The organism is Pseudomonas sp. B35(2017), from assembly GCF_002113645.1.
Taxonomy (GTDB): Bacteria; Pseudomonadota; Gammaproteobacteria; order Pseudomonadales; family Pseudomonadaceae; genus Aquipseudomonas; species Aquipseudomonas ekonensis.
The window spans coordinates 483,420-496,061 of sequence record NZ_NEIZ01000001.1; the positions used below are offsets into that span (position 1 = coordinate 483,420).

A 12,642-nucleotide genomic window follows, 5' to 3' on the forward strand; every position below is an offset into this window, starting at 1 on the left:
GGCAATCTCCAAAAGGGTGCTTGACCCTATAGTGGCTACAGGGTCTTTACTTGGCAACAGGCACCTTCATGGACGCGACCGATGAGCGATTCCCTGCACACCCACAGCCACAAACCTGGCGACGAACACGATCACCAGCATGATCACGATCATGGCCACAGCCCGAAACTGCAGCCTGTGCATAAACACGATCACGGCGGCGACGCCTGCTGCGGATCGAAGGTTTTCACGCCTGCGCCTGTTCATTCGAATGAAGATTCCTGCTGCGGATCGAAAGCCGCCATGCCTTCGCTGATTCAATTGAGCGAGGCGCCGAGCGCCGACGCCCGGCTGAGCAGTTTCCGCATCGAGGCGATGGACTGCCCGACCGAGCAGACCCTGATCCAGAACAAGCTCGGCAAGCTGGCCGGCATTCAGCAACTGGAGTTCAACCTGATCAACCGCGTCCTCGGCGTGACCCACACGCTGGCGGACACCGCGCCGATCACCGAGGCGATCAAGTCCCTGGGCATGCAGGCCGAACCGCTGAAGGCCGGCGTCGAGACGCCCGCCCCGGCGCCGGTGAAAAAGCACTGGTGGCCGCTGGCGCTGTCCGGCGTCGGTGCGCTGGCGGCGGAGGTCATCCATTTCACCAATGCCGCGCCGACCTGGGTGGTGGCGATCGTCGCGCTGGTGTCGATCCTCAGCGGGGGCCTTGGCACCTACAAAAAGGGCTGGATCGCCCTGAAGAACCGCAACCTCAACATCAATGCCCTGATGAGCATCGCCGTGACCGGCGCCGTGCTGATCGGCCAGTGGCCGGAAGCGGCGATGGTGATGTTCCTGTTCACCGTGGCCGAGCTGATCGAGGCCCGTTCGCTGGATCGGGCGCGCAATGCCATCAGCGGCCTGATGCAGATGACGCCGGAGCAAGCCACTGTGTTGCAGGCTGACGGCAACTGGGCCGAACGTGAGGTCAAAGGCATCGAACTCGGGGCCCGGGTGCGGGTCAAGCCCGGTGAGCGCATCGCCCTCGACGGTGAAGTCGTGAGCGGCAGCTCGACCATCGACCAGGCACCGATCACCGGGGAAAGCCTGCCGGTGGAGAAGACCGTCGGCGACAAAGTGTTCGCCGGCACCATCAACCAGGCCGGTTCCCTTGAGTACACCGTGACTGCGGCGGCCAACAACTCGACCCTGGCGCGGATCATCAACGCCGTCGAACAGGCCCAGGGCGCGCGGGCGCCGACCCAGCGCTTCGTCGACCAGTTCTCGAAGATCTACACCCCGGCGGTGTTCATCCTCGCGCTGGCCGTGGCGGTGATCCCGCCGCTGTTCATGGGCGCGGCGTGGTTCGACTGGATCTACCGCGCACTGGTGCTGCTGGTGGTGGCGTGCCCGTGCGCCCTGGTGATCTCCACCCCGGTGACCATCGTCAGCGGCCTGGCGGCCGCGGCGCGCAAGGGCATCCTGGTCAAGGGCGGCGTGTACCTGGAGGGCGGCTTCAAGCTCGACTACCTGGCCCTGGACAAGACCGGCACCATCACCCACGGCAAACCGGTGCAGACCGATTACCTGTCGCTCGACCCGACCGCCGAAGCGCTGGCCCCGGCCATCGCCGCGGCACTGGCCGGGCGTTCCGACCACCCGGTGTCGCTGGCCATCGCCAACGCCGCTGTGGATAAGAACCTGATCCTGCCGCTTGTGGATAACTTCACCGCCCTGGCCGGTCGCGGGGTGAAGGGCGAGGTGGACGGCCAGACTTACCACCTGGGCAACCACCGCCTGGTGGAAGAGTTGGGCCTGTGCTCGCCGCAGCTGGAAGAAAAGCTGTTCGCGCTGGAGAAACAGGGCAAGTCCGTGGTGCTGCTGCTCGACCGCTCGGGCCCGCTGGCGCTGTTCGCCGTGGCCGATACGGTCAAGGACACCAGCCGCGAAGCCATTCGCCAATTGCACGATTTGGGCGTGAAAACCCTGATGCTCACCGGCGACAACGTCCACACCGCCCAGGCGATCGCGGCGCAGGTCGGCATCGACCAGGCCAAGGGCGACCTGCTGCCCACCGACAAGCTGCAAGCGATCGAAGACCTGTATGCCCAGGGCCACCGGGTCGGTATGGTCGGCGACGGCATCAACGACGCCCCGGCGCTGGCCCGGGCCGAAATCGGCTTCGCCATGGCGGCGGCCGGCACCGACACCGCCATCGAAACCGCCGATGTCGCCCTGATGGACGACGATCTTCGCAAGATCCCGGCATTCATCAGCCTGTCGCGCAACACAGCGACAATCCTCAAGCAGAACATCGCGTTGGCGCTGGTGATCAAAGCGATCTTTCTTGGGGTAACCTTCGCCGGGGTCGCCACCATGTGGATGGCGGTGTTCGCCGACATGGGCGTCAGCCTGCTGGTGGTGTTCAACGGTTTGCGCCTGCTGCGCAAGTAAGAGAGAGGGGCGGTTGTGCTGAGTGCCGAGCTGAAGGCGTTTTACATGGTGGCCCGGTTGGGCAGCATCACGCTGGCGGCAAAGAAGCTGGGCCTGAGCCAACCGACCGTGACCACCCAGATCCGCCATCTGGAGAGCCAATACTCGGTGGAGCTGTTCTACCGCGGCGGCCGGCGCCTGAGCGTCAGCGACGAGGGCGCGCGGCTGCTGCCGATGGTCAAGGCGCTGCTGCAGCAGGAAGCCGACATCGAGTTCTTCCTGCGCAACAGCGGTCAGGTGCAGGGCACGCTGCGCATCGCCGCCACCGCGCCGTATTACATCCTCGACCTGGTGAAGGCGTTCCGCGAGCGTCTGCCTCAGGTGGAGGTGTCGGTGGAGATCGGCAACTCCCAGCAGGTGCTCGAAGCGCTGGAGGACTACCGGGTGGACGTCGCGGCCTCGTCGCAGTTGCTGGAGGACGCGCGGCTGATCCGCCGGGTGCTCGGCAGCGACCCGCTGGTGCTGGCGGTGCATCGCGACCATCCGCTGGCGGCGCATGACCATGTGACGCTGAGCGCGCTGGCCGGGCATACCCTGCTGATGCGCGAGTCCGGCTCGACCACCCGGCGCCTGACCGAAGAGCTGCTGGCCGGCGCCGGCGTGAGCTTCGGCCCGCTGCTGGAGATCGGCAGCCGCGAGTCGATCCGCGAGGCGGTGCTGCGCAACATCGGCATCAGCATCATCGCCCGCCAGGAAGTGCCCCACGATCCGCAGCTGCGGGTGCTGACCCTGGAGAACGCGCCGCAGATCCCCGAGTATCTCTACTGCCTGAAGGAACGCAAGAATGCGCGCTTGCCGGCGGCGTTTCTGGGTTTGGCACAAGAGATGTCCCCAGCCTGAGGCTTTTCGGTGCCTGTGCCGGCCTCCTCGCCAGCAGGCTGGCTCCTACATTGAAATGCGTTCCCCTGTAGGAGCCAGCCTGCTGGCGATGGCGGCGGGCCGGACAACCCAAATCCATGAATACCACTATCGGCCGTTTTTGCCCGGCTGCCATATGACGGACGCATTACAACCCTAGGATGGCCCCCATCTGCTCGATGAGGCCTGTCCATGAACCCTGCAACCGTCCTGACCACTCCCGGCGCACCGATGAAAGTGCGCAACGTGCAAAAGCGCTTCGGCGCGTTCACGGCGCTGGACAACGTCTCCCTCGACGTGGCCGCCGGCGAGCTGGTGTGCCTGCTCGGCCCGTCGGGCTGCGGCAAGACCACCTTGCTGCGCTGCATCGCCGGCCTGGAGAAGCAGGACAGCGGAGAGCTTTACCTCGGCGAGCGCGACGTGTCCCACCTCGCGCCCCAGGCCCGGGACTACGGCATCCTGTTCCAGTCCTACGCACTGTTCCCCAACCTGACCGTCGAAGCGAACATTGCCTACGGCCTGGCCGGCAGCGGCCGCGACGAAGTGCGCCGCCGGGTCGGTCAGATGCTGGAGCTGGTGGGCCTGGTCGGCAGCGAGAAAAAGTACCCCGGCCAACTGTCCGGCGGTCAGCAGCAACGGGTCGCCCTGGCCCGGGCATTGGCGCCGTCGCCGTCGCTGCTGCTGCTCGACGAGCCGATGTCGGCCCTCGACGCCCGGGTGCGCGAGCACCTGTGCACCGAACTGCGCCAACTGCAGCGGAGCCTCGGCATCACCACCCTGATGGTCACCCACAACCAGGACGAAGCCATGCTGATGGCCGACCGCATCGCCGTGATGCACAACGGCAAGGTCGAGCAGTACGCCACGCCCCAGGAGATCTACGACCGCCCGGCCACGCCGTTCGTCGCCGAATTCGTCGGCCAAGGTAACTGGCTGCCGTTCCAGCGCAGCAGCGACAGCCACGCGCGGGTCGGCGGGATGAACCTGCGTCTGGCCGACGGCAGCGTCCACAGTCCTTCCGGCCGCCTGTTCTGCCGTCCGGAAGCGATCAGCGTCAATCCGCTGGTGCACGAGGAAAACCTGTTCCCGGCCAAGGTGCGTGAGATCACCTTCCTCGGCAACCGCTGCCGCATGAGCTTCGAACTCGACCAGTTGCCGGGCCATGCGCTGCTCGCCGAACTGGCCCCGGAAGCCATGCCGCGCCTGGGCGCACAGCAGATCATGGTGGCCCTGCCGCCGCGCAGCCTGCAGGTGTTCGCCTGATGAGCGCGAACATGGCGCTGCCGCTACCGCACAAGCAGGCGCGGCAGGTGTCCGGGGCCGAGGTCGGCGACCGGATCTTCGTGCTCGGCGGCAAGCTCCTGTTGCTGGTGCTGCTCGGGGTGGCGGTGCTGCTGCCGCTTTTGGCGATCTTCTGGCGCGGCTTCAGCAGCGAAGCCGGGCAGGGCGGCGGCTGGCTCGCCGCGAAAGAACTGGTGAGCAGCGACAATTTCCACTGGCTGCTCGGCAACAGCCTGAAGGTTTCCCTAAGCGTCGCGGCCATCGTCGTACCGCTGGCCTACCTGTTTGCCTACGCCTTGCAGCGCACGTTGATTCCCGGCAAAGGCCTCTGGCGCGGGATTTCGTTGCTGCCGCTGATGGCGCCATCGATGCTGCCGGGGATTGCGCTGGTCTATCTGTTCGGCAATCAGGGCCTGCTGCGCGGCCTGCTGTCGGACAACATTTACGGTTTCTGGGGGATTGTTCTGGGTGAGGTGATCTACACCTTCCCACACGCTTTGATGATCTTGCTGTCAGCCCTGTCGCTGGCGGATGCGCGACTGTTCGACGCTGCGTCGAGCATGGGCGCCAGTCCTGCAAAAGCCTTCCGCAGCATCACTTGGCCCGCGACCCGTCAGGCCGTGTTCGCCGCGTTCTGTCTGGTGTTCACCCTGACCATCACCGATTTCGGTGTGCCGGTGGTGGTCGGTGGCGACTATCAGGTGCTGGCGCTGGAAGCCTACAAAGCGGTGGTCGGCCAGCAGCAATTCGGCCGCGGCGCGTTGATCGGCATGGTGCTGCTGCTGCCGGCGCTGTTCAGTTTCGGCGTCGATGCCTGGTTGCGTCGCCGTCATGGCGACGCCATGAGCGGTCGCGCCCAGGTGTTCAAACCGGCACCGTCTAAGAAGCGCGATGTCTTTTATCTCAGCGTTGTCCTGCTGATCAGCGCAGCGTTGCTGCTGGTGTTCGGCATGGCCGTGTTCTCGTCGCTGGTGAAGTTCTGGCCGTACAACCTGTCGCTGTCGCTCAACCATTACCGGTTCGACGAGACCGCCGGCGGCGGCTGGCTGGCCTACGGCAACAGCCTGAAGATGGCGCTGGGCTCGGCGCTGATCGGCAGCGCGTTGATCTTCACCGGCGCCTACCTGATGGAAAAGACCCGCAGCCAGCGCGGGCTGAATCTGACGCTGAGGATGCTCAGTTTCGTACCGATGGCGGTGCCGGGGCTGGTGCTCGGTCTGGGTTACGTTTTCTTCTTCAACCTGACCGGCAACCCGCTGCACGTGCTGTACGGAACCATGACCCTGCTGATCGTCTGCACCATTGCTCACTATTTGACCACTGCGCAGATGACTGCCACCACCGCGCTGCGCCAGCTCGACGCCGAGTTCGAAGCCGCCGCGCTGTCGCTGAAAGCGCCGCTGTACCGCCATTACCTGCGGGTGACCGTGCCGATCTGCCTGCCGGCGCTGCTGGACATCGTGCGCTACCTGTTCGTGTCGGCGATGACCACCGTGTCCGCCGCGATCTTCCTCTACAGCCCCGACACCATCCTCGCGGCGGTGGCGGTGCTGAACATGGACGACGCCGGCAACGTCGGCGGCGCAGCGGCGATGTCGACCCTGATTCTGTTCACCTCGGCAGGCGTGTCCTTGCTGCTGGCGTGGGCTTCGCGCGGCTTGCTGCGCCGTTCCCAGGCCTGGCGGCAGACCCCGCCCGGCCATTGATTGCCGTCCCATCCCCTCAACTCAAGACAGGAAAAGATCATGTTCAAGCCTATGGCCCTGGCCGCCGCGCTCGCCGCTTTCAGCCTGAATGCCTTCGCGGCGAAAACCGAGTTGACGGTGTACACCGCCCTCGAAGCCGAACAGCTCAAGACCTACAAGGAAGCCTTCGAGAAGGCCAACCCGGATGTCGAGATCAAGTGGGTGCGCGACTCCACCGGGATCATCACCGCCAAGCTGCTGGCCGAGAAGGAGCGCCCGCAGGCCGACGCGGTCTGGGGCCTGGCGGCGTCGAGCCTGGCGATCCTCGACCAGCAGGGCATGCTGCAAAGCTATGCGCCGAAGGATCTGGGCAAGATCGGCGGCAACTACCGCGATGCCGCCAATCCGCCAGCCTGGGTGGGCATGGACGTGTGGGCGGCGACCATTTGCTTCAACACCGTCGAGGCCCAAAAGCAGGGCCTGAGCAAGCCGGTGAGCTGGCAGGACCTGACCAAGCCTGAGTACAAGGGCAAGATCGTGATGCCGAACCCGGCCTCGTCCGGCACCGGTTTCCTCGATGTCAGCGCCTGGCTGCAGACCTTCGGCGAGAAGCAGGGCTGGGCCTACATGGACGGCCTGCACCAGAACATCGGCCAGTACGTCCATTCCGGCTCCAAGCCGTGCAAGCTGGCGGCGGCGGGGGAATTCCCGATCGGCATTTCCTTCGAATACCCGGCCGTTCAGCTCAAGCGTCAGGGCGCGCCGCTGGACATCATCCTGCCGAAGGAAGGCCTGGGCTGGGAGATCGAGGCCACCGCCGTGATCAAGGGCACCGCCCATGAAGAGGCGGCCAAGAAGCTCGCCGACTTCTCCGCAAGCCCGGCGGCCATGGAGCTGTACAAGGAAAACTTCGCCGTGCTCGCCCAGCCGGGCATCGCCAAGCCGCAGACCGAACTGCCGGCGGACTACGAGCAGCGCCTGATCAAGAACGACTTCGCCTGGGCCTCGAAGAACCGCGACGAGATCCTGACCGAGTGGCGCAAGCGCTATGACGGCAAGTCCGAGAAAGTCGCCGCCAAGTAAGATTTTCATCGACTGACAGGGCCCCATCGCCGGCAAGTCGAATCGTCGCACGCAGCTCCCACATTGGCCGGTGTGAAACACACATTGTGTGGACACCACCAAACCTGTGGGAGCTGCGGTTCGACGATTCGACTTGCCAGCGATGGCGGTCTCTCATTCAGAGCACCTCTCAATGACACAACACAAAGACTTGCTGATCGTCGGCGCCGGCATCCTGGGCCTGTCCCACGCCTATGCCGCCGCCCGGCGCGGCCTCAAGGTCAGCGTCTTCGAGCGTACCGCCACGCCCCTCGGGGCGTCGGTGCGCAATTTCGGCCAGGCGCTGGTCACCGGCCAGCCGCCGGGGCCGATGCTGGAGCTGGCCAAGGCCAGCCGCGAGATCTGGGGCCGGTGGGCGCAGCTCGCCGGCCTGCAACTCAAGCGCAACGGCTCGTACCTGTTCGCCCGCACCGAGGCGGAAGAACAGTTGCTGGAAGCCTTTTGCGCCGGCCGCGCCGTCGAGCACGGCTACCGCGTGGAGCTGCTGCGCGGTGCCGCCCTGCATGACCTGTACGGCGGCCGGTTCAGCCATCACCGCGCCGCGCTGCACGGCCTGGACGACCAACAGCTGTACTCGCGCGAAGCGATCCCGGCGCTGATCGACTGGCTGCGCCGCGAGCTGGGCGTCGAGTTCCACTTCTCGGCCCTGGTGCGCGACGTCGAACCGGGGCGCCTGCACAGCACCGCCGGCACGTTCACGGCCAGGCAGATCATCGTCTGCTCCGGCCACGATTATCAGACCCTGCTGGCCGAGCCCATCGCCGCCCTCGACCCGCAGGTCTGCCGCCTGCAGATGCTGCGCGCCCGGCCGCAGGCCAGCCTCGACCTGCAGCACGCGCTGCTCACCGGCCTCAGTTGCGTGCACTACGGCGCCTTCGCCGACCTGCCGGAAGCGGCGGCGGTGCAGGCGCAGATCCTGCGCGAGACGCCGCACCTGCACGACAACGGCATTCACCTGCTGATCAGCCCCACGTCCCAAGGCGAACTGATCATCGGCGATTCGCACCATTACGGCAGGGATCCGTCGCCGTTCAACGCCGAACAGGTGGACGACTGGATGATCGGCCTGGCCGAGCACACCCTCGGCTGCAAGGTACAGGTGGTCGAGCGCTGGCAGGGCGTCTACGGCGCCCGCGGGCCGGGGCCGTTTTCGTTCCTGCGGCCGGCGCCGGGGCTCGGCGTGGCGCTGATGCACACCGGCGTGGGCATGAGCGTCGGCCCGGCCATGGCCGAGCGCAATGTCGCGCAACTGCTGGAGGAGGTCTGATGGGCCGCCACGAACAGGTGATCGCCGAGGTGTTCGGGCTGTACGAACGCTTCGGTGCCAGCGACTACATCGGCGAGCCGGTGTCGCAGATCGAGCACATGTCCCAGGCGGCGCAACTGGCCATGGCCGAAGGCTTTGACGACGAAGTGGTGCTGGCGGCGTTCTTCCACGACATCGGCCACCTGTGCGCCGAGGGCGCGCAGAGCATGGGCGGCTACGGCGCGGTCAGCCACGAACGCCTCGGCGCCGATTACCTGCGCGAGGCGGGGTTCAGTGAGCGTGTCGCGCGGCTGGTGGAGTATCACGTGCAGGCCAAGCGCTATCTGACGCTCAGGGAGACGGGCTATCACCAACGCCTGAGCGAAGCCAGCCGGCGCACCTTGGCGTATCAGGGCGGGGTGATGACGGAGGCCGAAGCTGAGGCGTTCGAGCGCGATCCGTTGTGCGCCGTCAGCCTGCGGATGCGCCAGTGGGATGAGCTGGCGAAGGAGACGGCGGTGCCGGTGGTGGATCTTCAGTTGCTGAAGGAGAAGGCGGCGCGGGTGTTGGCCGGCTGAACCGCTGAACCGCAGGGCCGCCATCGCCAGCAGTCTGGCTCCTACAGATCGGCGGCCAGTGAGTCGATCTGCCCCTGTCGTTCGGCCTGATTGAGCTTGGGGTGCGGATTGAGCGACGACCACTGCGGATGTGCGCGGGCCTTGATCAGGGCCTCGGGCAGTTTGCCTTGGCGCCAGGTCTCGTCCTGGGAGGCGGCGACCTGAACGGCATCCATCGCCGCATGGCCCCGGGCGTTCAGGGCCAGCAGCAACTGGCGCTGACGCAACGCCAGCAGGCGCAGCACGTTGTCGTCGACCGTCAGCTCGCGCTGCCCTTTGAGCTTGCCCAGCAAGCGGTTGCCGTAGCTGCGGGCGGTCTGCAGGGCGCCGCCGGCAATCGCGCCGGCCAGGGCCGCGGCGCCGAGGGTGATGCCGCCCACCAGCAGATCGACTCCGGCCCCGGCGGCCGCACCGGCCGCGAGGCCGCCGCCGACCCGCACGCCCAGTTGCTTCAGGGTTTCGGGGTTGAACAGGTCATCGCCCCAGCGCCCGTCCAGCAGCGGCAGGTCGCTGGCGGCGGCATCCTGCACGCGGAAGGCATAGAGCTTGAGCAGCGCCTCGACGCAGCGCTGTTCGCGCTGGCGCACGGCCTGGCGCAGTTCGCTGATGGCTTGCTGTTCCTGTGCGGCTTCGCTGGCCACGCTGCGCCGGCAGGCGGCGCAGTCGATCAACAGCTCGGCGATCAGGCGCGCGGCACTCTGTTGGCGGGCGAGGCGTTGGGCCTGCTGGTCGGCGATCAGGCGCTCCAGTTGCGGCCGGGCATTCTCCAGCAGCAGCGCCAGGCTTTCGTACAGCCGCCGTTCGCCGTCCTCCGGCGGGGCGACGCTGTCGAAGCGCACCAGCGCATGCAGGCCAAGACGCGCCAACGCTTCGCGCCATTGCGGCTCGCGGTGGTCGGCGCTGCTGACGAAATTCAGCACCGGCAGCAGCGGTTTGCCGCAGCCGGCCAGCACCTCCAGCTCGTCCCGGTATTTGGCCAGCACCGGTTCGCGGGCATCGATCACGTACAGCCCGGCGTCGGAGGCGAGCAGTTGCCGCAACACCTTGGCCTCTTGCTCGAAACGTTGGCGCGCCTCGCTGCCGTCGAGGAACCGCGCCAGCCGCGCCGGGCCGTCGAGGCGTTCGCCGGGGCGTTCCAGCCGTTCGAGAAAATCCAGCAGGGCGATGGCGTCTTCCAGGCCCGGGGTGTCGTAGAGGTCGAGCAACGGTTCGCCCTCCACCGACAGCCGTGCGCCCTCGACGTGCCGGGTGGTGCTGGGGCGGTGCGAGACTTCGCCGAAGCCGACGTCGCGGGTCAGGGTGCGCAGCAGCGACGTCTTGCCGACGTTGGTGTGGCCGACCACGGCCAGTTTCAGCGGGGCCTTCCAGGCTTCAGTCATGACCGTGCTCCAGCCAGCCCATCGGGGCGCAATCGGCGAACGGCAGCTCCAGCTGCTGCAGCGCCACGTGCCAGTCGCCGAGGCGTTCGGCGTCCAGCGCTTGGCCTTGAGGCGCCTGCAACAGCCAGACGCGGGTGGCGGCGGCGTTGCGCGCCAGCTCGGCGATCAGCGCCAGGCTGCCGCGGTCCGGCGAACGCCGGGGATCGCAGGCAATGGCCAGACGTGCGGGCGGGAAGCGGGTCAGCTGTTCAAGCAGGCGGTGCCGGGATTCGCGGCTGTCGAGGATGCCGGCGTCGCTGACGCCTTTGGGCAATGCCGGCGGCCACGGGCGCTGGTCGTCCAGCTCGATCGCCACCAGCAGCGCCCCTTCGCTGACCTCTGCGCCGACGGCGCTTTCGACCCGGTGCAGGTGCTCCGGCGCCGCGTCGTTGATGCCTAGGCGTTCGCTGCTGGGCATCAGGCGTTCACGCAGTTGGGCGTAGCCGGGCAGGTTCAGGTCCAGGTGCAGGCGGGCGCGTCCGCGGTTCCAGCGCCAGCGGCACAGCAGCATCAGGATCAGCCGCGGCAGCACGCCGTAGATCAGCACCGCGCCGACCAGCCAGATGGCCCAGGCCTGGCGCACCAGCGCCCGGTTGTAGTCGCCGTCCAGGCCGACGCGGATCATGTCCACCCGTGGCGCGCTCCAGCCCAGGGCATGGGGGACGGCGGTCAGGGCATCGGTCAGCGCCGCGAAGAAGTCGGCGCCCAGCAGGGTGCTTTCCCAGATGAAGTCGTATTGCCGGGTCGCCATCAACAGCACCAGCATGATCAGGGCGCTGAGCATGATCAGCAGCCAGAGCCCGTTGACCAGCGTGCCGATGGCCCAGCGGTTGAGCCGGTGCCGTTGCAGGAGCAGCATCAGCGCCGGCGGCAGTTGGGCGGCCTTGGCGTCCCGGGCGAGTTTCTCGCTGAGCCACATCCACAGGCGGCCCAGCGCCGCGCTGTGCTCCCCGGCAAACACCAGGCCGACCGCCCAGCTCAGCAGCAGAATCAGGTTCAGCCCGAGCAACGTGCCCAAGGCCCAGAAAATGTTGACCGGCCCGAGGCCGTTGCCCAGCGCGGAAAACGCCATGCCCGCCCCGGTGATGCAGGCCAGCGCCGCCATCAGCAGCACCGCCAGGCGTGCGCCTTGCAGCCAGTGCTTGAGCGCGGCGGTCAGCCCGTCGCGCTCGGCCAACCACAGCGCCCGGCGCTGGATGCGCCCCGGCAGGTCGCCGCCGGCCGCGCGGGCCAGGCGATTGGCTTCCAGATCGTCCAGGGGACCTGCGTGTTCTTCGCGCAGGCGCATGGTTTCGGTGAGCCAGAGGTTTTGCAGTGGAGTCAGTTCAGTCACGCGGCATCCCGTTGCTTGATTGAGCCGTGAGCATAACCGCTGCGGCGCTTATCGGGGCAAGCGCGGCTCTGCTATCCTCGCCGGCATGACTAAATCACTCCCCCTCAGCCTGATCGCAGCCCTCGGCGAAAACCGTGTGATCGGCATCGACAACAGCATGCCCTGGCACCTGCCGGGGGACTTCAAATACTTCAAGGCCACGACGCTCGGCAAGCCAATCATCATGGGCCGCAAGACCTGGGATTCGTTGGGTCGTCCGTTGCCGGGCCGTCTGAACATCGTGGTCAGCCGTCAGGCCGGCCTGGAGCTGGAAGGCGCGGAAGTCTATCCGTCGCTGGAGGCCGCCGTGGCGCGTGCCGAAGCGTGGGCGAAAGAGCAGGGCGTCGACGAGTTGATGCTGATCGGCGGTGCGCAGTTGTATGCGCAGGGGCTGGCGCAGGCGGATCGTTTGTACCTGACCCGCGTGGCACTGAGCCCGGAAGGGGATGCGTGGTTTCCGGAGTTCGATCTGAACCGGTGGAAACTGGTGTCGAACGTGCCGAATCCGGCTGAAGGCGACAAGCCGGCCTACCACTTCGAAGTCTGGGAAAAAGCCTGAATCTGCGGCGAGGGAGCACGCTCC

Annotated in this window: 10 protein-coding genes; 8 read left to right on the forward strand and 2 right to left on the reverse strand. The window is 66.8% G+C overall.

Annotated features, from left to right (window positions below):
- Nucleotides 1-81 precede the first annotated feature (81 nt).
- The 7 genes from CAG41_RS02250 to CAG41_RS02280 all read left to right on the forward strand — a co-directional run bounded on the left by CAG41_RS02250 (nucleotide 82) and on the right by CAG41_RS02280 (nucleotide 9,230).
- The gene (locus CAG41_RS02250) at nucleotides 82-2,421 is read left to right on the forward strand and encodes a heavy metal translocating P-type ATPase (protein WP_085706666.1); all 2,340 of its coding nucleotides are present in this window, start codon (nucleotides 82-84) and stop codon (nucleotides 2,419-2,421) included.
- A 15-nt stretch (nucleotides 2,422-2,436) separates the two neighbouring features.
- Complete coding sequence (locus CAG41_RS02255) at nucleotides 2,437-3,300, forward strand: LysR family transcriptional regulator (RefSeq protein WP_085630094.1); 864 nt, start codon at nucleotides 2,437-2,439, stop codon at nucleotides 3,298-3,300.
- A 210-nt stretch (nucleotides 3,301-3,510) separates the two neighbouring features.
- Nucleotides 3,511-4,581, forward strand: coding sequence for a putative 2-aminoethylphosphonate ABC transporter ATP-binding protein (locus CAG41_RS02260; RefSeq protein WP_085580939.1), 1,071 nt, complete (start codon nucleotides 3,511-3,513; stop codon nucleotides 4,579-4,581).
- The gene (locus CAG41_RS02265) at nucleotides 4,581-6,305 is read left to right on the forward strand and encodes a putative 2-aminoethylphosphonate ABC transporter permease subunit (protein WP_085630092.1); all 1,725 of its coding nucleotides are present in this window, start codon (nucleotides 4,581-4,583) and stop codon (nucleotides 6,303-6,305) included. Before CAG41_RS02260 ends, CAG41_RS02265 begins: the two co-directional genes overlap by 1 nt.
- Nucleotides 6,306-6,344: 39 nt before the next feature.
- Complete coding sequence (locus tag CAG41_RS02270) at nucleotides 6,345-7,367, forward strand: putative 2-aminoethylphosphonate ABC transporter substrate-binding protein (protein ID WP_085706667.1); 1,023 nt, start codon at nucleotides 6,345-6,347, stop codon at nucleotides 7,365-7,367.
- Nucleotides 7,368-7,539: 172 nt separating this feature from the next.
- Nucleotides 7,540-8,673: a TIGR03364 family FAD-dependent oxidoreductase gene (locus CAG41_RS02275; RefSeq protein WP_085706668.1), complete on the forward strand. Its 1,134-nt coding sequence runs from the start codon at nucleotides 7,540-7,542 to the stop codon at nucleotides 8,671-8,673.
- Entirely contained in the window at nucleotides 8,673-9,230 is a 558-nt protein-coding gene (locus CAG41_RS02280) for a phosphonate degradation HD-domain oxygenase (RefSeq protein WP_085580930.1), read from the forward strand. The genes CAG41_RS02275 and CAG41_RS02280 overlap by 1 nt, the downstream gene beginning before the upstream one ends.
- A 41-nt stretch (nucleotides 9,231-9,271) precedes the next feature.
- On the opposite strand, the gene CAG41_RS02285 is transcribed toward CAG41_RS02280, so the two are convergent.
- Both CAG41_RS02285 and CAG41_RS02290 read right to left on the reverse strand, forming a co-directional pair.
- The gene (locus CAG41_RS02285) at nucleotides 9,272-10,648 is read right to left on the reverse strand and encodes a GTPase/DUF3482 domain-containing protein (protein ID WP_085706669.1); all 1,377 of its coding nucleotides are present in this window, start codon (nucleotides 10,646-10,648) and stop codon (nucleotides 9,272-9,274) included.
- Entirely contained in the window at nucleotides 10,641-12,020 is a 1,380-nt protein-coding gene (locus tag CAG41_RS02290; RefSeq protein WP_085706670.1) for a DUF2868 domain-containing protein, read from the reverse strand. The genes CAG41_RS02285 and CAG41_RS02290 overlap by 8 nt, the downstream gene beginning before the upstream one ends.
- Before the next feature lie 85 nt (nucleotides 12,021-12,105).
- Here CAG41_RS02290 and CAG41_RS02295 point away from each other — a divergent pair, with 85 nt between their 5' ends.
- Entirely contained in the window at nucleotides 12,106-12,618 is a 513-nt protein-coding gene (locus tag CAG41_RS02295) for a dihydrofolate reductase (RefSeq protein ID WP_085706671.1), read from the forward strand.
- Nucleotides 12,619-12,642: the final 24 nt, after the last annotated feature.